This window comes from Luteimicrobium sp. DT211 (assembly GCF_049844995.1).
Lineage (GTDB): Bacteria > Actinomycetota > Actinomycetes > Actinomycetales > Cellulomonadaceae > Luteimicrobium.
In genome coordinates this window covers 612480-637162 of record NZ_JBNCMC010000004.1, presented here as the reverse complement: position 1 = coordinate 637162, position 24683 = coordinate 612480, and the positions used below count along the sequence as shown (strand labels likewise).

General features: G+C 75.6%; 23 protein-coding genes. 11 read left to right on the top strand and 12 right to left on the bottom strand.

The window, feature by feature from the left end; all coding sequences use genetic code 11:
• Positions 1-37: 37 nt before the first annotated feature.
• The gene (locus ACLQ14_RS13830; RefSeq protein WP_425813913.1) at positions 38-832 is read left to right on the top strand and encodes an LLM class flavin-dependent oxidoreductase; all 795 of its coding nucleotides are present in this window, start codon (positions 38-40) and stop codon (positions 830-832) included.
• A gap of 61 nt (positions 833-893) precedes the next feature.
• Complete coding sequence (locus tag ACLQ14_RS13825; RefSeq protein ID WP_425813911.1) at positions 894-1922, top strand: phosphotransferase; 1029 nt, start codon at positions 894-896, stop codon at positions 1920-1922.
• A gap of 5 nt (positions 1923-1927) precedes the next feature.
• Here ACLQ14_RS13825 and ACLQ14_RS13820 read toward each other — a convergent pair whose 3' ends face one another.
• From ACLQ14_RS13820 to ACLQ14_RS13785, 8 genes are all read right to left on the bottom strand, one after another.
• Positions 1928-3331 carry an NtaA/DmoA family FMN-dependent monooxygenase gene (locus tag ACLQ14_RS13820; RefSeq protein WP_425813909.1) on the bottom strand — a complete coding sequence of 468 codons (1404 nt, stop codon included), beginning with the start codon at positions 3329-3331 and terminating at the stop codon, positions 1928-1930.
• Positions 3332-3378: 47 nt separating this feature from the next.
• Complete coding sequence (locus ACLQ14_RS13815) at positions 3379-4581, bottom strand: LLM class flavin-dependent oxidoreductase (RefSeq protein ID WP_425813907.1); 1203 nt, start codon at positions 4579-4581, stop codon at positions 3379-3381.
• Positions 4582-4678: 97 nt separating this feature from the next.
• Entirely contained in the window at positions 4679-5662 is a 984-nt protein-coding gene (locus ACLQ14_RS13810; RefSeq protein ID WP_425813905.1) for a molybdenum cofactor biosynthesis protein MoaE, read from the bottom strand.
• The gene (moaC, locus tag ACLQ14_RS13805; protein ID WP_425813903.1) at positions 5659-6177 is read right to left on the bottom strand and encodes a cyclic pyranopterin monophosphate synthase MoaC; all 519 of its coding nucleotides are present in this window, start codon (positions 6175-6177) and stop codon (positions 5659-5661) included. Before moaC ends, ACLQ14_RS13810 begins: the two co-directional genes overlap by 4 nt.
• Positions 6174-8354, bottom strand: coding sequence for a gephyrin-like molybdotransferase Glp (gene glp / locus ACLQ14_RS13800; RefSeq protein ID WP_425813901.1), 2181 nt, complete (start codon positions 8352-8354; stop codon positions 6174-6176). The genes moaC and glp overlap by 4 nt, the downstream gene beginning before the upstream one ends.
• Complete coding sequence (locus tag ACLQ14_RS13795) at positions 8351-9181, bottom strand: ABC transporter permease (protein ID WP_425813899.1); 831 nt, start codon at positions 9179-9181, stop codon at positions 8351-8353. The genes glp and ACLQ14_RS13795 overlap by 4 nt, the downstream gene beginning before the upstream one ends.
• The gene (modA, locus tag ACLQ14_RS13790) at positions 9171-9968 is read right to left on the bottom strand and encodes a molybdate ABC transporter substrate-binding protein (RefSeq protein ID WP_425813897.1); all 798 of its coding nucleotides are present in this window, start codon (positions 9966-9968) and stop codon (positions 9171-9173) included. Before modA ends, ACLQ14_RS13795 begins: the two co-directional genes overlap by 11 nt.
• Positions 9965-10363 (bottom strand): TOBE domain-containing protein, encoded by a 399-nt coding sequence (locus ACLQ14_RS13785; protein WP_425813895.1) that lies wholly within the window; start codon positions 10361-10363, stop codon positions 9965-9967. The genes modA and ACLQ14_RS13785 overlap by 4 nt, the downstream gene beginning before the upstream one ends.
• A 134-nt stretch (positions 10364-10497) precedes the next feature.
• Here ACLQ14_RS13785 and moaA point away from each other — a divergent pair, with 134 nt between their 5' ends.
• Together moaA and ACLQ14_RS13775 are read left to right on the top strand one after the other, a co-directional pair.
• Positions 10498-11622: a GTP 3',8-cyclase MoaA gene (gene moaA / locus ACLQ14_RS13780; protein WP_425813893.1), complete on the top strand. Its 1125-nt coding sequence runs from the start codon at positions 10498-10500 to the stop codon at positions 11620-11622.
• Between the two features lie 13 nt (positions 11623-11635).
• Positions 11636-11938, top strand: coding sequence for a MoaD/ThiS family protein (locus tag ACLQ14_RS13775; protein WP_425813891.1), 303 nt, complete (start codon positions 11636-11638; stop codon positions 11936-11938).
• Between the two features lie 455 nt (positions 11939-12393).
• On the opposite strand, the gene ACLQ14_RS13770 is transcribed toward ACLQ14_RS13775, so the two are convergent.
• The 4 genes from ACLQ14_RS13770 to ACLQ14_RS13755 all read right to left on the bottom strand — a co-directional run bounded on the left by ACLQ14_RS13770 (position 12394) and on the right by ACLQ14_RS13755 (position 16945).
• Positions 12394-13806 (bottom strand): phosphotransferase, encoded by a 1413-nt coding sequence (locus ACLQ14_RS13770; protein ID WP_425813889.1) that lies wholly within the window; start codon positions 13804-13806, stop codon positions 12394-12396.
• Positions 13803-14930 (bottom strand): winged helix DNA-binding domain-containing protein, encoded by a 1128-nt coding sequence (locus ACLQ14_RS13765; RefSeq protein ID WP_425813887.1) that lies wholly within the window; start codon positions 14928-14930, stop codon positions 13803-13805. Before ACLQ14_RS13765 ends, ACLQ14_RS13770 begins: the two co-directional genes overlap by 4 nt.
• Before the next feature lie 144 nt (positions 14931-15074).
• Complete coding sequence (locus tag ACLQ14_RS13760; RefSeq protein WP_425813885.1) at positions 15075-16088, bottom strand: electron transfer flavoprotein subunit alpha/FixB family protein; 1014 nt, start codon at positions 16086-16088, stop codon at positions 15075-15077.
• Between the two features lie 11 nt (positions 16089-16099).
• The gene (locus ACLQ14_RS13755; protein WP_425813999.1) at positions 16100-16945 is read right to left on the bottom strand and encodes an electron transfer flavoprotein subunit beta/FixA family protein; all 846 of its coding nucleotides are present in this window, start codon (positions 16943-16945) and stop codon (positions 16100-16102) included.
• A 191-nt stretch (positions 16946-17136) separates the two neighbouring features.
• Between ACLQ14_RS13755 and ACLQ14_RS13750 the strand changes: the two genes are divergently transcribed.
• The 7 genes from ACLQ14_RS13750 to acs all read left to right on the top strand — a co-directional run bounded on the left by ACLQ14_RS13750 (position 17137) and on the right by acs (position 24659).
• Positions 17137-17712 carry an acetyltransferase gene (locus tag ACLQ14_RS13750; protein ID WP_425813883.1) on the top strand — a complete coding sequence of 192 codons (576 nt, stop codon included), beginning with the start codon at positions 17137-17139 and terminating at the stop codon, positions 17710-17712.
• Positions 17713-18045: 333 nt separating this feature from the next.
• Positions 18046-19173 carry a sensor histidine kinase gene (locus ACLQ14_RS13745; protein ID WP_425813881.1) on the top strand — a complete coding sequence of 376 codons (1128 nt, stop codon included), beginning with the start codon at positions 18046-18048 and terminating at the stop codon, positions 19171-19173.
• Complete coding sequence (locus tag ACLQ14_RS13740; RefSeq protein ID WP_425813879.1) at positions 19170-19934, top strand: LytR/AlgR family response regulator transcription factor; 765 nt, start codon at positions 19170-19172, stop codon at positions 19932-19934. Before ACLQ14_RS13745 ends, ACLQ14_RS13740 begins: the two co-directional genes overlap by 4 nt.
• Entirely contained in the window at positions 19931-20338 is a 408-nt protein-coding gene (locus ACLQ14_RS13735; protein WP_425813877.1) for a hypothetical protein, read from the top strand. The genes ACLQ14_RS13740 and ACLQ14_RS13735 overlap by 4 nt, the downstream gene beginning before the upstream one ends.
• Positions 20335-21864: a cation acetate symporter gene (locus ACLQ14_RS13730; protein WP_425813875.1), complete on the top strand. Its 1530-nt coding sequence runs from the start codon at positions 20335-20337 to the stop codon at positions 21862-21864. The genes ACLQ14_RS13735 and ACLQ14_RS13730 overlap by 4 nt, the downstream gene beginning before the upstream one ends.
• Positions 21865-22033: 169 nt before the next feature.
• Positions 22034-22657, top strand: a complete 624-nt coding sequence (locus ACLQ14_RS13725; protein ID WP_425813873.1) for an acetate uptake transporter — start codon at positions 22034-22036, stop codon at positions 22655-22657.
• Between the two features lie 28 nt (positions 22658-22685).
• On the top strand, positions 22686-24659 hold the full coding sequence (acs, locus tag ACLQ14_RS13720) for an acetate--CoA ligase (RefSeq protein ID WP_425813871.1): 1974 nt from the start codon (positions 22686-22688) through the stop codon (positions 24657-24659).
• The last annotated feature ends 24 nt before the right edge of the window (positions 24660-24683 follow it).

The following is a 24683-nucleotide window of genomic DNA, read 5'->3' as shown; positions in this document are numbered from 1 at the left end:
CCCGTGCGCCGTGGGTGGCGGACGGCGAGAATGGGGCATGACCACCCTCGGCGCCGTCTTCCCGCCCACCTGCCCTCCCGAGCTCCTCGTCCCCGCCGCGCGTGCCGCCGAGGAGGCCGGCGTCGACGAGCTGTGGCTCTGGGAGGACTGCTTCAAGGAGAGCGGCGTCGCGGCCGCCGCCATCGCGCTGACCGCGACGACCCGGCTGCGCGTGGGGGTCGGCGTCATGCCGGTGCCGCTGCGGAACGTCGCCCTCACCGCCATGGAGGTCGCCACGCTGGAGCGTGCGTTCCCCGGCCGGTTCGTCCCCGGGATCGGCCACGGCGTCCAGGACTGGATGGGGCAGGTGGGGAACCGCGCCGAGTCGCCGCTCACGCTGCTCCGCGAGTACGCGACCGCGCTGCGCGCGCTCCTCGCCGGGGAGCGCGTGACGACCGAGGGCCGGTACGTCCGGCTGCACGACGTCGCCCTCGACTGGCCGCCCGCGGCCGCGCCGCTCGTCCTGTCCGCAGCCACCGGGCCCCGGACCGTCCGGCTCACCGGCGAGGTGGCCGACGGCACGATCCTCGAGGCGATCTCCACGCCCGACGACGTCCGCACGGCGCGGGCCGTCGTCGACGAGGCGCGTGTCGCGTCCGGCCGGGCCGACGGACACGTCGTCGTCGTCAACCTCGCCACCACGGGTGACGCCCGGGCCGACGCCGACGCCGTCCGCGCACGGGCCGACGCGGGCGCGGACACCGTGGTGCTCCAGCCGGCCGAGGAGGACGCGGCCTTCGACGCCGAGGCGTTCGTCCGCTACGTGGGGACGCAGGTCCGGCCGCTGCTCTGAACGAGCCCGGCCCGCCGGAAAGCACGTGAACAGCGGCGGTGTCCTCCCGTACGGTGCAGCGATGACGCCCGAGCCCCACGTCGTCCCGCACCCCTCCGGGGGACGGCGCCTGCGCTGGCCGGAGCTGCCCGCGCCCGTCCGCGTGGCGGTCGAGCAGCGGCTCGGCGGCCGGGTCGTGGACGCGCGCAGCGCCGAGACCGGGTTCAGCCCCGGACTCGCGTCCGTGCTCACGACGGAGTCGGGCGTACGCGCGTTCGTCAAGGCCGCGCACGTCGACGACGGCTCCGACGGCGCCCGCCTCCACCGCACCGAGGCCCGACGGACAGCAGCCCTTCCACCGGGTCTGCCCGTGCCCCGGCTGCTCTGGGTCCACGACGACGACGCCTGGGTCGTGGCCGCGTACGAGCCCGTCGACGGCCGGATGCCTCGGACGCCCTGGGTCCCCGCGGAACTGGACGCGGTCCTCGACGCCGCCGCCCAGCTCGGCGCCACCGACGGGGCCGAGCTCGACCTGCCCGAGGGTCCCACCGACCTCGCCGGGCTCCTCGCCGGCTGGGTGCGGCTACGGGACGAGCCCGACCCGGCGCTCGGCGCCGTCGCGCCCTGGGCCATCGGGCGGCTCGACGAGCTCGTCGAGCTCGCGGGCGGCGCCGCCACGGCGTGCGCGGGCGACGCACTCGTGCACGGCGACCTGCGCGCCGACAACGTCGTCGTCACGGACGGCGGCGTCGTCGTGGTGGACTGGCCGCACGCATCCCGGGGCGCCGCGTTCTTCGACGTCGTCGGGTTGCTGCCGAGCGTCGGGATGCAGGGCATCCGAGGGCTGAGCGCGCCCCTCGCAGGCCCGACGACCCCCGAGCATCGGCGCCAGGTCGGTCTCACGCTCGACGGGCTCTTCCGGAGCACCCCCCAGGGAGCCGGTGTGGACGACGCCTCTGTCACAGCCGTCGTCGCCGGCTTCGCCGCGCTCTTCCTGGACGCGGGGCGACGGCCGCCCGTGCCCGCGATCCCGCGGCTGCGCGCGTTCCAGCGTGCCCAGGGCGCCGCCGCGGCCGCCTGGCTCGAGGTGCTGCTCGACGGCGCCCGGTAGGCAGGTCAGGCCAGCGCGGGCTCGGCCTCCCGCTCGGCCGCCCGCCGCTCCGGCACCGGGAGGCCCAGGTTGTCGCGCAGCGTCGTGCCCGTGTACTCGGTGCGCAGCGCGCCGCGCTCCTGGAGCAACGGGACCACCCGGTCGACGAACTCGTCGAGGCCCGTCGGCACCAGGTGCGAGCCGATGATGAACCCGTCCGAGCCGTCGCTCTGCACGAAGTCGTCGATCCGGTCCGCGACCTGCTGCGGCGTGCCGACGAACTCCACGCGCGAGAACTGGTCGACGGCCGTCTCCCGCAGCGTGAAGCCCTGCTCGGCCGCGCGCGCCCGCAGGCGGTTCGCCCAGGCGAGCCGGTCGGCGTCGAGCAGCGCGCGGCCCGCGATGAACGGCGGCGCGCCGACGGCGGGGTCGACGTCGGGCAGCGCGCCGTCGGGGTCGTAGGCCGACAGGTCCCGGTTCCAGATCTGCTCCAGCAGCGTCAGCGCCGTCCGGCCGCCGACCTGCTGGTCGCGGACCCAGCGGGCCTTCTCCTCCGCCTCGGCGGGCGTGTCGCCCAGCACGAACGAGGCGCTCGGCACGATCTTCACCGAGCCCGGGGCGCGGCCCGCGCGGGCGACGCGCTCCGCGATGTCCCGGTAGTAGGCCTGCGCCTCGTCGAGGCGGGTGAACGGCGAGAAGATCGCGTCCGCGCTCGCCGCGGCGAAGTCCCGGCCCTGCGCCGAGACCCCGGCCTGCAGGATCACCGGGTGACCCTGCGGCGACCGCGGGACCGTGAACCGTCCGCGGACGTCGAACTGGCTTCCGTGGTGCTCGAACTCCCCCGGCCAGCGTCCGGCGTCGTCGGGTCCCCGCAGGAACCGGCCCGACGCGCGGTCCGCGACGACCGCGTCGTCCGCCCACGAGTCCCACAGCTCGCGGACCAGTGCGACGGCCTCGCCCGCCCGCTCGTACCGCTGTGCGTGTTCGAGGAAGCCGCCGCGGCGGAAGTTCCGGCCGGTGAACTCGTCCGAGCTCGTCACGACGTTCCACGCCGCGCGGCCCCCGGACAGGTGGTCGAGCGTCGCGAGCTGGCGGGCGAGCTCGTACGGCTCGTTGAACGTCGCGTTGATGGTGCCCGCGAGGCCCAGGTGCTCGGTGACGGCCGCGAGCGAGGCGAGGACGGTGAACGTGTCGGGCCGCCCGACGACGTCCTGGTCGAACACCCGCCCGTCGCGCTCGCGCAGCGCGAGGCCCTCCGCGAGGAAGAAGAAGTCGAACCTGCCGCGCTCCGCCGTCCGTGCCGTGTGCTCGAACGACGAGAACTCGATCTGGCTGCCGGCCTCCGGCAGGTGCCACAGGGTGTGGTGGTTCACGCCGCCGAGGTAGGCGCCGAGGACGATCTGCTTGCGGGGCTTGCCGGTCTCGCTCATTGCCGGTCCTTCGGGTCGGGGGAAGTCGTTCGGGGGCGGGCGACGCTTCAGGCGGGCGCGGCTGCGTAGCGGCTCGGCACGTCGGTCGGCAGGTCGAGCAGGCCGCGCAGCGTGGGCCGGTCGTACGCGCCGCGGGCCAGCCCACGGCGCCTCAGCTCGGGCGCGAGGTCCCGCGCGATCGCCGTCAGGTCCCCGGGGATCGTGGCCGGGCGCAGGCGCACGCCCGCGAAGCCGAGGTCGCGCCAGGCCTCGACGCGGTCCGCGATCGCCGTCGCCGAGCCCGCGTAGATCCCCGTGTCCGTCGCCCAGACGACGCCGGCCGCCTCGTCCAGGCGCGCCCGCCTGGCCGCACCGGTCTCGCCCTCCGCGTCCAGCACGACGACGACGTCCGCCCACACCTGCAGCGGCTCGCCATCCCGCCCGGCCCGGCGCTCCGCCGCGCGGACCTCGCCGAGGATCCGGTGGGCGTCGTCGTCGGCGAAGGGCGTCACGAACACGAGGTCGGCGGACCGCGCCGCGAGCTCGTACGGGACCCGGGTGTGCGCGAGCGAGGTGACGACGGGCTGGCCCTGGGGCGAGCGCGGCGTGATCGACGGGCCCCGGACGGAGAAGAACCGCGACTCGACGTCGACGCGGTGGACCTTGTCGCCGTCGATGAAGCGGTGGGTCGCGGCGTCCCGGATCTCCGCGTCGTCCTCCCACGAGTCCCACAGGCGCCGGACCGCGTCCACGACGTCGGCGGCCTCGTCGAACGTCTCGGCGACGTGCGCGGCGAGCGCCGGGTCGTCGAGGTCGAACGGCGCCGCGAGCTCCGGGAAGTCACGGCGACCGAACAGCCCGGCCTGGTACCGGCCGGCGCTCACGCGGACCTGCCAGCCCGCGCGGCCGCGGCTCGTCCAGTCCAGCGTCGCGAGCGCCTTCGACACGTGGAACGGCTCGGTGTGGGTCACGGTGACCGTCGGGACCAGGCCGATTCCCTGGGTCACGGGCGCGACGCGCGCCGCGATCAGCTCCGCGTCGAGCCGGCCGCGTACCCGGTCGAGCCGGTCGTCGGGCGTGAACGGGTCCGTCGACTGGACGGCGAACGAGTCCTCGAAGGTCACGAGGTCGGCGATCGCGTCCTGCGCGACGTGGACCTGGTCGAGCCAGTAGCCCGCGGTCAGGAGGTCGTGGGGGCGAGCGTCAGGCTCGCGCCAGGCCGCCGGGTGCCAGCCTGCGCCGTCGAGCGCGATACCGAGGTGGAAGGACATGGCCGGACCGTAGCAACGCCGGACGGCGTCGGGAGAAGGTGGCAAGCGGGTTCTCGCGACCCGGGACGACGTCACGTCATGTGACGCGCCGGTGGGCTCAGCCCAGCGAGCCGACCCACTCCTGGGTGCCGTCGCTGAAGCCCTGCTCCTTCCAGATCGGCACGTGGGCCTTGAGCTCGTCGACGAGCTCGGCCACCGCCGCGAACGCCTCCGCGCGGTGGGCTGACGCGACGGCCGCCACGACCGCGACGTCCCCCACGCGGAGGCTGCCGAGCCGGTGGACCACCGCGACCCGGACGCCGTGCCGGTCCGCGACCCCGCCGGCGACGCGCGCGAGCACGGCCGCCGCCTCCGGGTGCCCCTCGTAGTGCAGGTGCACGACGCCGCGGCCCTCGTCGTGGTCGCGCACGTAGCCGGTGAAGGTCGCGACCGCGCCCGACGTGTCGTCCCGCACGAGCGCTGTGAGCTCGCCCAGCAGGCCCGACGCCGCGGGGCCCGCGAGCTCGCCGACGTCCGCGCGCAGGACGACCCCGGGTGCGGGACCGTCGGGCGCCGGCTCGGTGGGGCTCGGGTGATCGGAGGGGCGCGGGTGGTCGCCGCCCGCGAGCTGGTCGACGGCGTGCGGCAGCACGTCCGCGAGCGCCGCGAGCCCGTCGCGCACGCCACCCGGCGACCCGGGCAGGTTGACGACGAGGGTGCCGCCCGCCACGCCCGCGGTGCCCCGGCTCAGCGCCGCCGTCGGCACCCGGTCCTGACCGGCCGCGCGGACGCGCTCGGCGACCCCGGGCAGCTCACGGTCGAGCAGCGCGCGCGTCTGCTCGGGCGTGACGTCGGTGGGCGCGATCCCCGTGCCGCCCGTCGTCAGCACCACGGCCGCGCCCTCGGAGACCCACGCCCGCAGGGCAGCGCCCACGGCGTCCCCGTCGGGCACCACGTCGACGCGAGGGACCACGAACCCCCGCTCGACCAGCCACTCGCGGATCGCGGGTCCGGTGCTGTCGGTCGCGGTGCCCAGCGCGGAGCGCGTCGACGCGACGACGACGCCCGCCACCCGCGCCGCGCCGCCCTCCCCCGCGCTCACGCGTCGCCGCCCGGGCCGGCTGCGCCGTCGTCGGGCCGGACCCACGTGCCCGACGCACCGCCGGACTTGGCGACCACGCGCACGTCCGTGAGGACGGCGGCGCGGTCGACGGCCTTGATCATGTCGTAGACGGTCAGCCCGGCCACCGTGACGGCGGTCAGCGCCTCCATCTCGACGCCCGTGCGCGACGTGGTGCGGACGGTCGCGCGCAGCTCGACCCGGTCGCCCGCGGGCACGACGTCGACCTCGACGCCGCTGATCGGCAGCGGGTGGCACAGCGGGACCAGCTCGTGGGTGCGCTTGGCCGCCAGGATGCCGGCCACGCGCGCGACCGCGACGGCCTCGCCCTTGGGCAGGTCGCCCGACGCGATCCGCCCGACGACGTCCGGCCGGGTCAGGAGCACCGCCGTCGCGGTGGCCTCGCGTGCCGTCACGTCCTTCGCGGACACGTCCACCATGACGGCGGCGCCGTCCTCGCGGTAGTGCGTGAGCCCGTGCTTCGCGGCGTCGGTCATCCGATCTCCTCGTACTCGACCTCGTCCCCCGCGTCGAGGTGGGCGACGCCGAGCGGGACGTGTACGAGAACCGTAGCCGCCGCGTACCGGGCAAGCAGGTGCGAGCCGGGGCCCCCGACGAGGACGACCCGACCGGCGTCGTCGAGCGTCCCGCGGCGGACCTGGTGGACGGCGGGCGGCGAGTCGACAGCGTCGGCGAGCGGGGCGCGGCCGGTGCCGCGGCGCACGGGCCGCAGCCCCGTGGCCTGCGCGAGCACGGGCCGGAGGAACAGCTCGAACGAGACGAGCGCGCTGACCGGGTTCCCGGGGAAGGCGACGAGCGGCACGGGCCGTCCGGCGTCACGGCTCGGCCCGGGAGGCCCGACGGCTGCTGCGCCCACGGTGACCAGGCCCTGCGGCCCGCCCGGCTGCATCGCGACGTGCCCGAACCACGCGTCCGCGAGGCCCTCCTCGGCGAGCGCGCCGACCGCGAGCCGCACCACCTCGTAGGCGCCCGCCGACACGCCGCCCGTCGTCACGACGAGGTCCGGGGCCCAGCTCTCGTCCCCGGGCTCGGCGAGCGCGGCCCGGAAGGCGGCGACGTCGTCGGCGACGGTGCACGTCCTGACCTCTGCGCCTGCGATGCGCAGGGCCGCGGCGAGCGACGCGCCGTTGGCGTCGTGCACCTGCCCGGGACCGAGCGGCTCGTCGGCCGCGCGGACCTCGCTGCCCGTGCTGACGAGCAGCACGCGGGGCGTCGCGGCGACCCGCACCGCCCCGACCCCCGACGCCACGAGCGCACCGAGCTGCGCCGGCCCCAGCGACGACCCGGCGGGGAGGAGGACGTCCCCGGCCGCCGAGTCGCTGCCCGCCGGACGCACGAACGTCCCCGCGTCCACGGGGGCGGTGAAGGACACGCGCTCCCCGGTCGGCTGCCCGAACCGGGGCGGGAGGACGTCCTCGATCCGCACGACGGCGTCGGCGCCGTCGGGAACGGGCGCACCCGTCATGATCGGGGCCGCCGTGCCGGCACCGAGCGCGGCGCCCACGTGCCCGGCGGGGATCGGCTCTGTGACCACGAGCGCGACCGGCGACGTCGCGGACGCGCCGAGAAGGTCGGACGACCGCACCGCGTACCCGTCCATCTGGGCGTTGTCGAAGCCCGGCGTCGCGACGGACGCCACGGCGTCGGCCGCGAGGACGCGCGGCCGTGGGTCGGCGACGGCGTCCGCGACGGCGAGCTCGACCGTCCGGTCCGCCGCGGCGAGCGCCGCGAGTGCTGGACGCACCGCGGCGGCGACCCGCCACGCGTGCTGCTCGACCGTCCGGCGGGCGTGCTCGGCGCCCTCCGCCTCGCTCTCGCCCGTGTGGGTCGTGCCGTCCGGTGCCGGTGTGCTCACGGCGCCGAGTATTCCCTGCTCACCCCGGTTCCCGCCCGCCCCGAGCGACGACGACCCCGGCAGCTGGCGCAGGAACGCGCTGCGCGGGGCGTCGAGGACCTCCGCGGCGGGACCGTGCTCGACGACGCGGCCCCGGTCCAGGACCACGACGTCGTCCGCGAGCGCCAGCGCGTCCGCGACGTCGTGCGTGACGACCAGCGCGGTCGTGGCGGCGAGCGCGCGGCGCAGGACCTCGCGCAGGTGCGGCACCGACGGCGCGTCGACGGCGGCGAGCGGCTCGTCGAGCAGGACCACGCTCGGGTCCGCCGCGAACGCCCGGGCGATCGCGACGCGCTGCGCCTGCCCGCCGGACAGGGCCCGCGCACGCCGCCGCGCCAGCGATTCCGCGCCCACCGCGTCGAGCCAGCGGGCGGCGACCTCGCGCGCGTCGGCGCGACGCAGCCCCGCCGACCGCGGCCCGAACGTGACGTTCGCACGGACGCTCAGGTGCCCGAAGAGCTCGGGGCGCTGCCCCAGCAGCACGACGCCGCGACGCTCGGGGGGAACCAGGACCCCGCGCTCGGTGTCGGTGAGCACGCGGTCGGACGCACCGGCACCGTCGGACGCACCCGTGAGGACGACGCGCCCGGCGGTGGGCACGTAGAGGCCGGCCACCACGGAGAGCAGCGTGGACTTGCCGGCGCCGTTGGGGCCGACCACCGCGAGGGTCCGTCCGGGCGCGACGGCGAGGTCGAGGTGGACGTCGCGGGCGTCGTCGTGCACGGTGACGCGCAGCCCGAGGGGCGGCGGGGCGCTCATGCGGCAACACTCCCTGCGAGGCCGCGCCGGAAGCTGCGGGTGCCGCCGGCCGAGTGCACGAGGGCGACGACGAGGACCGCGACGACGACGAGCAGCATCGAGAGCGCGACGGCGGCGTCGGGGTCGGTCTCCCGCTGCAGGTAGATCTCGAGGGGCAGGGTGCGTGTCACGCCCTGCAGGGAGCCCGCGAACGTGAGGGTCGCGCCGAACTCGCCGAGCGAGCGCGCGAAGGCCAGGAGGGTGCCGCCCGCGAGCGCCGGCGCGACCGACGGGAGGGTCACGAGCCAGAACGTGCGGCTCGGGCCCGCACCCAGGGACGCGGCCGCGAGCTCGGGCCCCGTGCCCCGAACCCGGAGCGCGCCCTCGAGCGTGAGCACGAGGAACGGGAGGGCGACGTAGACGTGCGAGATCACGACGGCGGTCGTCGTGAAGGCGATCGAGACCCCCGCGTCGTCGAGCACGTGCCCGATCGGGCCGCGCCGCCCGAACGCGTACAGGAGCGCGAGCCCGCACACGACGGGCGGCAGGACGAGCGGGAGCAGGACGAGCGCCCGCACCACGGACCGGCCGGGGAACCGGGTGCGCGCGAGCACGACCGCGACCGGGACCCCGACGACCACGCAGACCGCCGTGCTGAGCACGGACGTGAACAGGCTCAGGCGCAGCGCGTCGAGCGACGCGTCGGACGTGACGAGCGACCAGAAGTGCACCCAGTCACCCCGCGTGGCCATGACCACGACGGGCGCGACGACGAACGCGATCCCCACGACAGCGACCGCGACGACCCACCACGGCAGGCGGGGCGTGACGGTCCGGTCAGGGGGCACCGAAGCCCGCCTGCTGGAGGACCTGCTGCCCCTGCTCCCCGGTCACCGCCTGGACGAACTCGTCCGCGAGGTCGGCGTGCTTGCTGCCCTTGACCGCGGCGATCGGGTACGTGTTGACGGCCTTGGACGACTCGGGGAAGTCGACCTGCTCGACCGAGCCCGCCTTCTTCGCGAGCGCCGCCTTCGCGTCGGTCACGTAGACGACGCCCGCGTCGGCCTCGCCCGACGTCACCTTGGCGAGCACGTCGGTCACGCTCGACTCCTCGCTCACCGGCTTCAACGTCACCCCGGTGGCCGCCTCGACCTCCTGGGTCGCGTTGCCGCACGGCACCTGCGGCGCGCACACCACGACCTGGGCGTCCTTGCCCGCGAGGTCCTGGAACGACGTGATGCCCGCGGGGTTGCCGGGCGGCGTGACGATCGTCAGGACGTTCGTCGCGAAGCTCACCGGGTCGGCGGCCGTGAGGCTCGCGTCGGTGAGCTTCTTCATGTTGGGCTCGTCGGCGGACGCGAACACGTCGGCCGGCGCACCCTCCTGGATCTGCGCGACCAGGTCCGACGAGCCGGCGAACGACAGCTTGACCGTCACCCCGGGGTGCTGGGCCTCGAAGTCGTGCGCGATCGTGGTGAACGTGCCCGTCAGCGACGCCGCGGCGTCCACGACGAGCGTCCGCTCCCCGCTCGTCGGGCTCGCGCCCGAGGCCCCGCCGTCGGACGAGCACCCCGTGAGCGCGAACGCCCCCGCCAGCACGACCGCGCCCAGCGCGGGGAGGGCCCTCGGACTCATCGGATCCCCTTCGGGGTGTCGATCATCACGGACGTGGCCTTCACGACGGCGGTCGCCATGTCGCCGACCTCGAGCCCGAGCTCCCGCACGGCCTCGGCGCTGATGAGGGACACGACGCGGTGCGGCCCGGCCTGGACCTCGACCTGCGCCATGACGCCGTCGACGGTGAGCGCGGTCACGAGCCCGACGAACCGGTTGCGCGCCGAGCCGGCGGCGCCGTCGTCGGGGGCCTGCGCGTGCTCGCGGACGAACCGGGCGAGGTCGGCGCCGTCGACGACGCGGTGGCCGCCGTCGTCCGTGCCGGCCCGGAGGAGGCCGCCGGCGATGTGGCGGCGCACGGTGTCGCTGCTCACCCCGAGGAGGCGGGCCGCCTCGCTGATTCGCAGATGCGTCATGCGACCGACCCTAGCGTCGCATCTGCGGCTCTGCTGGGTCGCTCGCCTTGCGGTTGCATGTCAGGGATCTCGCAGCGCAGCCGCACCACCGGTGAGAAGGTGATTCGCCGCGCCCGACGGGGCAGGATGGGGTGATGGCCGTCGTCTCGCTCGGGCTCCCCACCGTCGCGCCGCAGGCGCGCCCCCGGGGTGGGAGCGGCGGGCGCGCGCTGCCGACCGACCGCCCCGACGCCCCGGGACTCGTGGACCGGTTCGATCGCGCCGCGACGGACCTGCGTGTCTCTCTGACGGACCGGTGCAACCTGCGCTGCACGTACTGCATGCCTGCGGAGGGTCTGCCCACGCTCCCCCGCGACGCCGTGATGACGCGCGAGGAGATCGTGCGGCTGGTCGGGATCGCCACCCGCGACCTCGAGGTCCGGCAGGTCCGGTTCACGGGCGGCGAGCCGCTGCTGCGCGGCGACCTCGTGGAGATCGTCCGGGACTGCGCCGCGCTCCCCGACCGTCCGGAGCTCTCGCTCACGACCAACGCCGTCGGGCTCGACCACCGCGCCCGCGCCCTGCGCGACGCGGGCCTCGACCGCGTCAACGTCTCCCTCGACACGCTCGACCCGGACACGTTCGCGACCATGGCGCGCCGGCCCTTCCTGGAGCGCACGCTCGCCGGGCTCGCCGCGGCCGCCGAGGTGTTCGACGTCGTCAAGGTCAACGCCGTCCTCGTCCACGGCGTCAACGCCGAGCACGCCGCCGACCTGCTCACCTGGTGCCTCGAGCGTGGGTTCGAGCTGCGGTTCATCGAGCAGATGCCCCTGGACGCCGACCACAGCTGGTCGCGCACCAGCATGGTCACCGCGGCGCAGGTCCGCGACCTGCTCGCCGAGCGCTTCACGCTCGTGCCCGACGACGCCCCGCGCGACGGCGCGCCGGCCGAGCGTTTCGCGGTACTCACCCGGGGGCCCGGTGGCGGGTCCGGCCAGGCGGCGACACCCAGGCTCGGCACGGTCGGCATCATCGCGTCGGTGACGGAGCCGTTCTGCGCGGACTGCCGCCGCACCCGCCTCACCGCGGAGGGCGGCGTGCGGAGCTGCCTGTTCGCGCACACGGAGACGGACCTGCTGGGCCCGCTGCGAGCCGGGGCGTCGGACAGCGAGCTCGCCGACGCGTGGCGCACGGCGATGTGGGGCAAGGGCGCGGGGCACGGGATGAGCGCGCCGGGCTTCACGCAGCCCGAGCGGACCATGAGCGCCATCGGCGGCTGAGGGAGGACACCAGGTGACGACGACGGACGAACGTTCGGCCCCGACGGAAGCCGAACGCCTGGCCGCGGGGCCGACGGTGCGCGTGCGCGCGTTCGCCGCGGCTCGCGCCGCCCTCGGGTGGTCGGAGCTCGACGTCTCGGCCCGGCCCGGCTCGACGGTCGGCGAGCTGCTGACCGGCCTGCTCGCCGAGGCACCGGACGCCGCCGACGTGATCGCGCGGTGCTCGGTGCTCGTCGACGGAATCAGGGCCGAGGGCGACGCGGCCGTGTCGGCGGGCGCCGTCGTCGACCTGCTCCCGCCCTTCGCCGGCGGCTGACGCGGCACCGCACCCTTCGCGGACGGTGGCGTGGTCAGCGGCGCGCAGCCTCGACCATGCGGCTGTGCACGACCCCTCACTCCGAGCATGCGGCTGCGCCCATGCTCGGCGCCGACAAGGGGGATGCGCGCATGGTCGGCGAGTGCCGGGTGGACGACCGCATGGTCGAGCGCGCGGGTCGTGGCTGATCGCATGGTGGCCGCCGGCCACCGCGGGCGGCACGTCACCGTCGGCGAACGCAACGTCACCATCGGCGGGCCCGGCGTCGCTGCGGCCTCGGCCGGGCGACCGTCCGCGGAGACGGGCCGAGCGCGTCAGGGCGAGGCGGGTGGTGTGCGCGCGGTCGTGGACGGGCCTGGCGGGAGCGGCCCGAGGAACGAGGGCCGCGGATGGAAGACCGCGCGCACGCCACCCGCCTCGCCCGCCCCGACCACGGCCGCCCGCCCGAGCCGGCGTCAGGCCGACCGCGACACCGCACCGACGAGCAGGTCGTAGCGCTCGAGGACGCGGCGCGCCCAGAACGACATCCCGTTCGCGAACCCGGGCCACTCGTCCTCCTCGAGCGCCCGCAGGAGCCGCTGCGACGTCACCACCTGGTACGCCGCGCACAGGACGTCGGCGCGGAGCAGCGCCGCCTCGCCGTCGGCGACCTCGGGCCACTCGGCGAGGTAGGCGTCCCGCAGAGCGCCACGCTCGTCGTCGGCGACGTGGCTCAGCCACACGTCGACGTCCACGAACGGGTGCCCGACGGCCGCGTCGGACCAGTCGAGGATGCACACCGACCCGTCGTCGCGGACGCCCACGTTGCCGGGGTGGCAGTCGCCGTGGAGCAGCGTGAGCGGCGCGCCGTCGTCCTCGGCCTCGCGGCACAGGTCGGCGAACGCCGGGAGCAGGGCGCGCAGCCGCGCCCGTTCCGTCCCGTCGAGCCCCCGGACGGGCGCGAGCTCGGTGGCGAGCTCGAGGTCCTCGAGGGACGCCGCCAGGTCGTCCGCGAGCGTCGCCGGGCCGCGGTCGGGGCACCCGGCGGCGCGCAGCGCGTCCGTCCGGCCGATCCAGGCGCGCTGCCGCCGGGCCAGCGCGCGGAGACCCTCGGCCGCCTCGGCGCCCGCGATCGGCCGGATGCGAGCGTCGGCGAGCAGCACCCAGCCGCGCTCCTCGTCGAGGGCGAGGACGTCCGGGACCGAGCCCGGCGCGTCCCGGGCCAGGAGTCGCGTGATCGTGGGCTCGGTCGCGAAGACCGCGCCCACCGCCTTGCCGAACAGCGGCCCCCGGTCGGTCCGCTGCCGGACCACGAGAGAGACCCCCCACTGCTGCAGCACCTCGGGGTCGCCCTGCGGCGCGGCGCCGGTCGCCCGCACCTCCTCGTCGAGCCAGGCGAGGAAGGGCGCGATCCCGCCAGGGTTCGACCACGCCGGACGCTGGGCCGGCGCCGGGGCGCCACGCAGCTCGTCGACCCACCGCGCGAACGGGACCTCCAGCGCCGCCGGGAGCGCCGGACCGACGGACGCGGCGTCGTCGAGCGGGCACCACGCCCACCGGCCCGGACCCGGCAGGTCCGCCGGGGGGACGGCCAGGGCGTCGAAGACGAGCAGCACGGTGCGGCGCGTCGGGCTCTGCCCGGCCCCCGCTGCTGCGCCCGGTTCGCCCAGGGATTCCTCCGCCCGGCCGGCGGACCGCAGGAACACCAGACCGGAGCCGGCCAGGCGGCCGACGTCGGCCAGCACCTCGTCGAGCTCGCGCAGCCGACCGCCGGTCACGGTGGGCCAGCGCCGCTCCCCCGTGTCGTCGACCTGCACCAGGAGCGCGTCGTGCGCCGGGGACGGGACGAGGAGGAGGTGGTCGTCGCGCGAGACCGGCGCCGCGCTCACGCGGCCACGCTCTCGTCCGCCGGCGTCGCGAGCAGCGCCTCGACCCGTGCCGCCTCGGCGTCGAGCTCCGCCCCCTGCGCGCGCGTCACGCGGTCGAAGAGCTCGACCTCGACGCGACCCTCCGCCGTCGACCACAGCCCCGCCATCACGCCGTCGACCAGCACCACGCTCCCGACCCCTCCGTTCGACCCCATCCAGCGTCGGCGCGCGTCGGGCGGGGTGACCCGGTCGCGGCCCGCGTGGGAGAGCCACACGTTGTCATAGCGTCCCAGCAGCCGAGGCGGCGCGGGCACGTCCGGGTCCGCGAGCGCCGCGCCCGCGAGGTCCCACACCGTCCGGCCGTCGTCCGTGCGGTGCGGGACCAGCTCGTCGCCGAGGGCGTCGAAGACCGCGCGGATGCCCGTGATGCCGGACCAGGTGGTCACGTCGGCGGGCGTGCCGGGCCCGAACGCCGCGAGGTAGCGGCGCACGACCGCCGCGAGCGCCGTCGTCCGCGTCTCGGGGTCGGGCTCCGGACCGAGGTCGAACGCGCCGTCGGGCTCGCCGAGCCACGACTCGAGCGTCACGTACGCGACGCCGCCGGGACGACCCCACAGCCCGCGCGGGGGAACCTGGACGAGGGCCGCACCCTCCCGGAGCCGGTTGACCAGCGCCGACGGCGGCGCGTCGGGGAAGCGTTCGGCCAGCGCGGTGCCGAGCGTCCTCACGGGGACGGGCCCGTCGGCCGTCAGCGCCCGCCCCGCCTCGACCAGGTCCGCGAGCGGGACGTGCGCAGCCGGGCGGCTCGCGCCGCTGTTGCGCGAGACCTTGTCGAGGAACGGCTGGATCAGGGGGCGCAGGAGGCGCGCGTCGTCGGCGGTGACGGTGTGGATGGTCCCGCGCATGAGCAGCACCCGCAGCACTCGACGTTCGGCGAGGGCGCGCGAGAGGTCACGCGGGTCGAAGCCGCCGACGCGCGCCGCGACCGACAGGTACGGCGGAAGAGGCTCCTGCGCCTGCAGGCCCAGAAGGTGCGCGGTCATGGCGACCGGGTCGGCGAGCGGCGCGCCCGCGGGCACGCGCTCGAGCAGGTGCTGGCGCGCGAGCAGGGTCCGGTTGAGGACCTGGGGCGTGACGTCGGCCATACCCGGGACCCTACGGGCCGCGGGTGACAGGCCCGGACCGTTCCGATGACCAGCCACGCCGAGCCAGAGGGTCCGACGTCGATCAAGCGGCGCCTGCCCGCGTGCTCGACGCAGGACCCGCTCGGTCGGCGCGAGGTCCGCCGGTCAGGCGGAGCCGGCGCGGTGCTCCCTGATCCGCTCGGCGGCCTGCGGCAGCACCTCGTGAAGGTCCCCGACGACGGCGAAGTCGCTGATCTCGAACAGCGGGCAGTCGGGGTCGTTGTTGACCGCGACGATCACCTGCGACGCCTGCATGCCGCCGCGGTGGTGCGGCGCTCCCGAGATCCCGGCGCCGACGTAGAGACGCGGTGCGACCGTCACGCCCGTCTGGCCGATCTGGGCGTCGTGTCCGATCCAACCCTCGTCGACGCAGTCGCGCGTCGCGCCCACGGCCGCGCCGAGCGCGTCCGCGAGGTCCTCGACGGGCGTGAAGTCGCCGAACGTCCCGCGGCCGCCCGCGACGACGTACGCAGCCTCCGCCAGGGCGGGACGAGCGGGGCCGTCCGCGTGCTCGGGCGCGTGGACCTCGCGGGCCGTCGGGACCCCCGCCTTCGCGAGGGGGGACGGCTCGACGGCGAAGCCCTCGACCGTCGTCTCGACGGCCGCCTCAGCAGGCTCGGGGACGACGGCGTTCGCCCGCACCGTGAGGACGGCGACGTCGGTCACGACCTCGCACGCGGTGTCCCACGTGCCCGCGAGGACACGCTTGGCGCCGACGACGTGGCCGTCCTCGGAGACCGAGACGCCCGCGGCGTCGATCACCAGTCCGGCGCCGGCGAGGAACGCGAGACGCGCGGCGGCCTCCTTGTTGGGGAAGGTCGAGGACAGCAGCACCACGCCGGCCCCCGACACGTCCGCGGCCCGGGCGAGCGCCTCACCGACGAGCGCGGTCGAGTGCGCCGCCTCGGGGCCGAGGTCCTCGCTCACCTCCGCCTGGCGCACGAGCTCGACGCCGTACGCGCCGAGCTGGGCGAGGGTCGTGAGGGAGGGCGACGCGAGGGCGACGGCCTCGACGCGGCCCAGCGAACGGGCGAGCGTGAGGAGCTCGAGCGCGGAGCTGCTGAGCTCTGCGGCGGGCGTGTCGAGGTGGACGAGGACGGTGCGGCGAGAGCTGGTCATCTCCGGGCCTCTCAGACGAGCTCGTTGCGGATGAGGAACTCGGCGAGCGCGACGCCGCCCTCGCCTTTGTCGGTGACGACCTCGGTCTCCGGGCGCGGCGGCCGCGGCTCGGCGCTCGTCGTGCGGGCACGCGCGCCGGCCCCGCCGACGCCGGGCAGCGGCAGGCCCGAGTCCTCGGCGAACCGCTCGAGCGGCTCCTCGAGGTCGGCGAGCGACCACGCCTCCACCGGCTTGCTGCGCGCCGCCATGATGAGCTTGAAGTTCGGGAACCGCGGGTCGTTCGCGTGGTCCGTGACCGACACGACGGCGGGGCGCGGGACGGTGACCGTCTCGGTGACGCCGTCGAGCTCGCGGGTCGCGGTCAGCGTGGGTGCCTCGCCGTCGTCCAACGAGAACGCCGTGACGAGCCCGATCGACGGCCAGCCGAGCCACGACCCCGCCAGCGTGGGCACCACGGAGCCGAGGCCGTCGAGCGCGGCCATGCCCGTGAGCACGAGGTCGACGGGGCGCTCGTCGTGCAGGCGCTGCACCGCGGCCGCGAGCGCCACGGCGGTGCCGTGGTAGTCCGAGCCCGCGAGCGCGTCGTCGACGACGTGGACCGCGCGGTCCGCGCCGAGCTGGTAGGCCTTGCGCAGCGCCGCCTCCGCGTCGGGAGGGCCTACCGTCACGACGACGACCTCGCTGCCCTCGCGCGGGTCCTCCGGCAGGGCCTCGACGAGCCGGAGCGCGGCCTCGACCGCGTTCTCGTCGAGCTCGTTGAGGGTGCCGTCGTCGCTCGTGCGGACGAGGCGGCGGTCCTCGAACGCGCGGGCGGACTGGATGTCCGGGACGTACTTGACGGCGACGACGACGCGCAGCGCGGCAGCCATGCGGCAGCTCCTTCTCCGGATGGGAGGCAGGCGGACCCGGCGGCTCGGCGCGCGTCGGGCGATCTCGACCGAGACTACCGGCGCAGGTGTCGACGAGCGTGGGAGCCCACGGGTCGGACGCGTCACACGACCAGGCGCGCCCGCCGAAGGCTGCGCCGCCGGCCCGATATCCTCAGCCCATGCTGGAGCCCAAGCTCATCGTCCCGGCCTCCAGTCCCGAGGCCCGCGCGGCGATCGCCCGTGGCGCACGGGTGGTGGCACGGTCCTGGGGCGCCGGGCTGGATGCCGACACCGTCGACCTGCGTCGCCTCGAGCGGCTCCTGCGAGCCGTCGACGTCGCGGCGATTCGTGAGCTGACGGCCGACGACCTTCCGGCGATCCTGCGACTCGACGACGCAACAGGGGCCGACTATCCCGGCGACGTCGCGACGACTCATCGGCCGCTGACGCCCGAGACAGCGACACCCACCCCCGAGCGGCGCGCGTTCGGCGCGAAGGTCGACGCCGAGCTGGTGGCCATGACCTTCGTCGACGTCGACGGGGATCTCGCCGAGACCGACTTCACCGTCGTGGCGGCGGCGTGGCGCGCCCGCGGGCTGTCGACCGCCGTCAAGGCACTGTCCGTCAGCGCCCTCGTCCGGGCCGGCGTCATGCGGCTCCGGACCGGAGGGTCCTTCGACAATCCTGCGATCATGGCGGCGAACGACCGGCTGGGGTACGTCCGCGACGAGGAGTGGCTCACGCTGAGCGTGTAGCGGCCGGCGCGGCGCCCGGCGTAGCGGCACCAGCCACCACAGCCCGACACGGACGCCCCCGACCGCCGCCGGGCGTCAAGGTCAGGGCCTTGATCTGCGACCCGCGGGCCAGGCAGAGCGACCGGACTGTGGTGGCTGGTGCCGCTACGCACGCCCGACGTCGGCGAGGTAGCGCGACCCACCTACACAGCCGGCCAGGGGACCACCCGCCCCCAAGGCTCAGGGCTTGATCCGCCTCCGCAACCGGTCCGCTGCCGGTCGGACGGACCGGAACTGTGGAGGTGGGTCGCGCTACGTCCGACCTTCACGGAGCGGGGTCGTACCCTGTTCCGCATGACACGGCGGTCATGGCTGCGCGGGCAGCACCTCGGCAGCGACGCCGACCGCGCCACGTTCGAGACGCTCCACACCGCCTCGCTCATGGCCACGGCGTTCCGCGACGGCCTCACGCCGGCCTCCGCGGAGAACTCGGTCCGCCACCTGCGCACCCTCGTCGGGGCGCACGCCGTGGCGCTCACCGACACCGAGACCCTGCTCGCCTGGGACGGCGACGACACCCACCGCGCGGACGCGCACGCCCTCGCGACGGCGGGGGTCGCGCACGGGCGCACGGACGTCGTCGGGCACCGGGAGCTGGGCTGCGACGGGCCGTGCCCGGTACGCCACGTGGTGGTGTCGCCGCTCACGGTCGACGACGTCGTCGTCGGGACGCTCCAGGTGTACGCACCCGATGCGCAGGCCGCCCTGGTGCGGGCCACGACGGAGCTCGCGGACTGGGTCTCGACCCAGCTCGAGCGCGGCGAGCTCGAGCTGTCGCGCTCCCGTCTCATCGAAGCGGAGCTGCGGGCCCTGCGGGCGCAGATCTCGCCGCACTTCGTGTGCAACGCCCTGACGGCGATCGCGTCGTTCGTGCGCACCGACCCCGATCGGGCGCGCGAGCTGCTGCTCGACTTCGCCGACTTCACGCGCTACTCGCTGCGGCGGCTCGGCGACTTCACGACGCTCGAGGAGGAGCTCGAGTCCGTGCAGCGCTACCTCGTGCTCGAGCAGGCGCGGTTCGGCGGGCGGATCGGCGTCCACGTGCGGATCGCGCCCGAGGTGCTCCCCGTGGTGCTGCCGGTGCTGTGCCTGCAGCCGCTCGTCGAGAACGCCGTCCGGCACGGGCTGGCGCCCAAGCCCGAGGGCGGCTGCGTGACCATCCGGGCGCGCGACCTCGACCGCGAGGCCGTCATCACCGTCGAGGACGACGGCGTCGGCGAGGACCCCGAGCGCATCCGCCGGGTCCTCGCGGGCGACACGACCCTCGACTCGCTCGGCCTGCACAACGTCGACGAGCGCCTGCGGTCGGTGTTCGGCGACGAGTACGGGGTCGTGGTGGAGACGGCGCCGGGCGCTGGCACCAAGGTGAGCGTGCGGATCCCGAAGTTCGCGCCCGGCGTCGCGCCGGGGGTCGCCGTATGACGGCGCCGCTGCGCGTGCTCGTCGTCGACGACGAGGCCCCCGCCCGCGACGAGCTCGCCTACCTGCTGGGCCGGGACCCGCGCGTCGGGCCGATCCTGGCGGCCGGGTCCGTCCCCGACGCGCTGCGGGTGCTGCGCGACGCCGACGTCGACGCGGTGTTCCTCGACGTCGCGATGCCCGGCCTCGACGGGCTCGAGCTCGCCGCCACCCTCGCCCGGTTCCGCGACCCGCCGGCCGTCGCGTTCGTGACCGCGCACGCCGAGCACGCGGTGACCGCGTTCGAGCTGTCCGCCGTCGACTACCTGCTCAAGCCCGTGCGCGAGCCGCGCCTGCGCGAGGCCGTCCGCCGCATCCGCGCCGAGCGCGGCGGCCCCGCGCCGGCGACCCCCACGCCCCGCGCCGAGACGCCGCCGGCCCCGCCCGACGACGCCATCGCCGTCGAGCTCGGCGGCGTCACCCGGCTCGTCGCGCGCTCCCAGGTGCGCTACGTCGAGGCCCACGGCGACTACAGCCGCCTCCACACCGGCGACGGCAGCCACCTGGTGCGCCTCACCGTCACGGGCCTCGAGGAGCGGTGGGGGCCGGCCGGGTTCGTCCGCGTGCACCGCTCCGTGCTCGTCTCGCTCGCGCACGTCGAGGAGGTGCGGGAGTCGGGCGGCCGCGTGGCCGTCGTCGTCGGCGGGAGAGAGCTGCCCGTGAGCCGCCGGCACACGCCCGCGCTGCGCGAAGCCCTGCGCCGCACCCGCCGGGCGCCCGGGTGAGCGGCGAGCCGACCGGGCGCGTCGGCCGGGCCGGCCGGGTCACCGTCACGGCGCCCCCCACGCACCGGCGGCGCCGCACGACCATCACCTCCGAGATCGACGCGCAGACACAGGTCGGCGAGGTGTACGTCCGGTCGCTCGTGCGCGCCCAGCTCCGGCTCGCGCTCGTCGTGTGCGGGGTGCTGGCCGTGACCGTCGGGCTCCTGCCGGTGCTGTTCGTCGTCGCGCCCGGCCTCGGCGAGGTGCGCCTGCTCGGCGTCACGCTGCCCTGGCTCGTGCTCGGCGCCGGCTGCTACCCCGTCCTGATCGCGCTGGCCGTTTGGTACGTCCGACGCGCGGAGCGCAACGAGCGCGCGTTCGTCGAGCTCCTCGAGACGCGCCCGCCGCCCTCGGAACGCCCGTGAGCACGCGCGCCCTCGCGACCGTCGTCGGGGTGGTCGTCGTCGTCGCCCTCACGCTCGGCGCGGGCGCCTTCAGCCTCCGGCGCGCGCGGACCCCGAGCGAGTACTACGTCGCGTCCCGCGCCATCTCCCCCGCGACCAACGCGGCGGCGGTGAGCGGCGAGTACCTGTCGGCGGCGTCGTTCCTGGGCATCGCGGGGCTCGTGCTGTCCCGCGGCGCGACGAGCCTCTGGTACCCCGTCGGGTGGACGGCCGGCTACCTGCTCCTCCTGCTCTTCGTCGCCGCCCCGCTGCGGCGCTCGCGCGCGTACACGCTGCCCGACTTCGCGGAGCTGCGGCTCGGGACGCGCGCCGCCCGGACCGCGGCGAGCACGGCGGTCGTCGTCGTGGCGGTCCTCTACCTCGTGCCCCAGTTCCGCGAGGCCGGGCTCACGCTGCGCATCCTGACGGGCGCGCCGACGTGGGTCGGGGCCGCGATCGTCGCGGCCGTCGTCCTCGTCAACGTCACCGTCGGCGGGATGCGCAGCATCACCCTCGCCCAGGCGCTCCAGTACTGGCTCAAGCTCGTCGCCCTGTGCCTGCCGCTCGCGTTCCTGCTCGTGCGCCGGTCGGGCGGCGGGCAGGTCGTCGTGGAGCGGCTGCGCGACCCCGGCTGGCTCGAGCCCGTGCACGGCGGCCAGGGCCTCTACGTCACGTACTCGCTCGTCGTCGCGCTGTTCCTCGGCACCATGGGGCTGCCCCACGTTGCCGTCCGGTTCTACACGAACCGCGACGGCCGGGCCGCCCGCCGCACGACCGTCGTCGTGCTCGCGCTGCTCGGCGTGTTCTACGTGCTGCCGCCCGTCTACGGGGCGCTGGCCCGCGCGTACCTGCCCGAGACTCCCACGCCCGGGACCGGGGCAGCCGACGCAGCGATCCTCACGCTGCCCGGGCACGTCGTCGGCGGGACGCTCGGCGACGTCCTCGTCGCGGTGCTCGCCGCGGGCGCCTTCGCCGCGTTCCTGTCGACGTCGTCGGGGCTCGTGCTGTCGATCGCGGGCGTCGTCGGGCAGGACGTCATCGGGCGGCGGCTACCCCCGGTGCCCGCGTTCCAGGTGGCCGGCGCCGCGGTCGCGGCCTGCGCCCTCGCGCTCACCCTCCTGACGAGCGGGCTCGCCGTCGCGCAGGCCGTCGAGCTCGCGTTCGTCGTCGCCGCGTCGACGCTGTGCCCGCTGCTCCTGCTCGGCATCTGGTGGCGCGGCCTGACGTCGCCCGGCGCCGTCGCGGGGATGGTCGTCGGCGGGGTGCTGTCGACCGCGGCGGTGCTGACCGTCACGACGGGCGCGGTACCGGGCGGCGGGCCGGGCGTCATGGTCGCGCAGCCCGCTCTGGTCACCGTGCCCGCCGCATTCGCGACGATGGTCGTCGTCTCGCTGCTCACGCGCGGTGCGCGTCCGCCCCACGTCGCCCGGATCATGGTCCGGCTCCACACCCCGGAGGCCGTCGTCCTCGACCGCGACGGCTTCCGCGCCCGCGGCGCCGACGACTGACCTCGTCGCTCGTCGCAGCAGAAGCACCGCTCGTCGCACCGCCGACGACGCTCGTCGCAGCGGGCGGGCCGCTCACCGATCCGGCGGCACGGGGCGTACCGGGCACCCGCCCCGGTCACTAGCGTCGGTGGCGCCTCGGAGCCGAGGCCACGCTCAAGGAGGAGTGTTCATGACCGCTGTGAATCCCCCGCGCGACGTCACGACGCCGCCCGCACCCGAACCGCCCCGCGGCGCCGCCGCGTTCGCCGACCCCGCGCCGCTCGGGCTCGCCGCGTTCGCGCTGACGACGTTCGTGCTCAGCTTCACCAACACCGGGCTGTTCAAGGCCGAGCCCGTCGTGTTCGGGCTGGCGCTCGCGTACGGCGGCATCGCGCAGATGCTCGCGGGAATGTGGGAGTTCGCCAAGGGCAACACGTTCGGCGCCACCGCGTTCACGTCGTTCGGCGCGTTCTGGATCGCGTTCTGGTACCTCACCGGTCACACCGACCTCAGCGGGGTCGACCCCAAGGACGCCGGGCACGGGATCGGGCTGTTCCTGCTCGCCTGGGCGATCTTCACGGCGTACATGTTCCTCGCCTCGCTGCGCACGTCGGGGGCGTTGATCGCCGTGTTCGGGCTTCTGACGGTCACGTTCCTGCTGCTCGCGCTCGCCGACCTCACCGACACGTCGGGCCTCACCAAGGCGGGCGGCTGGTTCGGTGTCGCGACCGCGCTGGTGGCCTGGTACGCGTCGTTCGCGGGGGTGCTGGCGTTCACGAACAAGCGCCCCGTCCTCCCCACGGGCCCGCGCTGAGCCGCGCGACGGACGGAAGTGAACCATCGTGACTGACGAGACCCTGTCCAACCTGCTCCACGAGAACCGCCGGTTCGCGCCGCCGCCCGAGCTCGCTGCGCACGCCAACGTCACCGCCGACGCCTACGCCCGGGCCGCGGCCGACCCGGAGGCGTTCTGGGAGCAGGCCGCCGAGCGCCTGAGCTGGGAGCGCCGCTGGGACCGCGTCCTCGACTGGGACGACCCGCCGTTCGCGAAGTGGTTCGTGGGCGGGACCCTCAACGCCGCCTACAACTGCGTGGACCGGCACGTCGAGAACGGGCGCGGCGACCGCGTCGCGCTCCACTGGGTGGGCGAGCCCGAGGACGACAGCCGCGACCTCACGTACGCCGACCTCCAGGCGGAGGTGTCCCGCGCCGCGAACGCGCTGGGGGCGCTCGGGGTCCGGGACGGCGACCGGGTCGCGATCTACCTCCCGATGATCCCCGAGGCGGTCGTCGCGATGCTCGCGTGCGCCCGCATCGGGGCGATCCACACGGTCGTCTTCGGCGGGTTCTCCGCCGAGGCGCTGGCGAGCCGCATCGAGGACTGCCGGGCCACGCTGGTCATCACGGCGGACGGCGGGTACCGGCGCGGGGCAGCGTCGGCGCTCAAGCCGGCCGTCGACGACGCCGTCGAGATCGCGGCCCGCGCCGGGCACGAGGTGCCCACGGTCCTCGTGGTGCGCCGCACCGGCCAGGACGTCGCGTGGCACGAGCGCGACGTCTGGTGGCACGAGACGGTCGACGTCGCGTCCGCGGAACACGTCCCGCAGGCCTTCGACGCCGAGCACCCGCTGTTCGTCATGTACACGTCGGGCACGACGGGCAAGCCGAAGGGCATCCTCCACACCACCGGCGGCTACCTGACGCAGGCGGCGTGGACGCACTGGGCCGTGTTCGACCTCAAGGCCGACACCGACGTGTACTGGTGCAGCGCCGACATCGGCTGGATCACCGGCCACTCGTACCTCGTCTACGGGCCGCTCGCGAACGGCGTCACGCAGGTGATGTACGAGGGGACGCCCGACTTCCCCGAGCGGGGCCGGTGGTGGCGGGTCATCGAGGAGAAGAAAGTCTCGATCTTCTACACGGCCCCCACGGCGATCCGCTCGTTCATGAAGCAGGGCCGGGAGATCCCCGACCGGCACGACCTGTCGTCCGTCCGGCTCCTCGGCTCGGTCGGCGAGCCCATCAACCCCGAGGCCTACATCTGGTACCGGGACGTCATCGGCGGCGGGAAGGTCCCCGTCGTCGACACGTGGTGGCAGACCGAGACCGGCGCGATCATGATCAGCCCACTGCCGGGCGTGACCGCGGGCAAGCCGGGGTCCGCCATGACGGCCCTTCCGGGCGTGGGTGCGGACGTCGTCGACGACGCCGGCGTACCCGTCCCGAACGGGTCCGGCGGCTACCTCGTGCTCACCCAGCCGTGGCCGTCGATGCTGCGGACGATCTGGGGCGACGACGACCGCTACGTGGACACGTACTGGTCACGCTTCAGGGACCAGGGCTACTACTTCGCCGGCGACGGCGCGAAGAAGGACGAGGACGGCGACGTCTGGCTGCTCGGGCGCGTCGACGACGTCATGAACGTCTCGGGGCACCGCCTGTCGACCACGGAGATCGAGTCGGCGCTCGTCTCGCACCCGAAGGTCGCGGAGGCGGCCGTCGTGGGGGCGAGCGACGAGACGACCGGCCAGGCCGTGGTGGCGTACGTCATCCTCCGCGAGGAGGCCGGCGACGGCGGACCCGAGGTCGTGCAGGAGCTGTCGGCTCACGTCCGCACGCAGATCGGCCCGATCGCGAAGCCGCGGCAGATCATGATCGTGCCGGAGCTGCCCAAGACGCGGTCCGGCAAGATCATGCGGCGCCTGCTCCGTGACGTCGCCGAGAAGCGGCCCGTCGGCGACGTGACGACGCTCGCCGACTCGTCGATCATGGAGCTCATCTCGGCCGGGAAGGCGGAGTCGACCGAGGACTGAGCACTCACCACGACGGCGCCTCCC

Bases quoted from the DNA above. Each gene is read 5' to 3' on its own strand.
- ACLQ14_RS13830 (WP_425813913.1), top strand. From the start codon at position 38: ATGACCACCCTCGGCGCCGTCTTCCCGCCCACCTGCCCTCCCGAGCTC.
- ACLQ14_RS13825 (WP_425813911.1), top strand. From the start codon at position 894: ATGACGCCCGAGCCCCACGTCGTCCCGCACCCCTCCGGGGGACGGCGC.
- ACLQ14_RS13820 (WP_425813909.1), bottom strand. From the start codon at position 3,331: ATGAGCGAGACCGGCAAGCCCCGCAAGCAGATCGTCCTCGGCGCCTAC.
- ACLQ14_RS13815 (WP_425813907.1), bottom strand. From the start codon at position 4,581: ATGTCCTTCCACCTCGGTATCGCGCTCGACGGCGCAGGCTGGCACCCG.
- moaC (WP_425813903.1), bottom strand. From the start codon at position 6,177: ATGACCGACGCCGCGAAGCACGGGCTCACGCACTACCGCGAGGACGGC.
- glp (WP_425813901.1), bottom strand. From the start codon at position 8,354: ATGAGCGCCCCGCCGCCCCTCGGGCTGCGCGTCACCGTGCACGACGAC.
- modA (WP_425813897.1), bottom strand. From the start codon at position 9,968: ATGAGTCCGAGGGCCCTCCCCGCGCTGGGCGCGGTCGTGCTGGCGGGG.
- ACLQ14_RS13785 (WP_425813895.1), bottom strand. From the start codon at position 10,363: ATGACGCATCTGCGAATCAGCGAGGCGGCCCGCCTCCTCGGGGTGAGC.
- moaA (WP_425813893.1), top strand. From the start codon at position 10,498: ATGGCCGTCGTCTCGCTCGGGCTCCCCACCGTCGCGCCGCAGGCGCGC.
- ACLQ14_RS13765 (WP_425813887.1), bottom strand. From the start codon at position 14,930: ATGGCCGACGTCACGCCCCAGGTCCTCAACCGGACCCTGCTCGCGCGC.
- ACLQ14_RS13760 (WP_425813885.1), bottom strand. From the start codon at position 16,088: ATGACCAGCTCTCGCCGCACCGTCCTCGTCCACCTCGACACGCCCGCC.
- ACLQ14_RS13750 (WP_425813883.1), top strand. From the start codon at position 17,137: ATGCTGGAGCCCAAGCTCATCGTCCCGGCCTCCAGTCCCGAGGCCCGC.
- ACLQ14_RS13745 (WP_425813881.1), top strand. From the start codon at position 18,046: ATGACACGGCGGTCATGGCTGCGCGGGCAGCACCTCGGCAGCGACGCC.
- ACLQ14_RS13740 (WP_425813879.1), top strand. From the start codon at position 19,170: ATGACGGCGCCGCTGCGCGTGCTCGTCGTCGACGACGAGGCCCCCGCC.
- ACLQ14_RS13725 (WP_425813873.1), top strand. From the start codon at position 22,034: ATGACCGCTGTGAATCCCCCGCGCGACGTCACGACGCCGCCCGCACCC.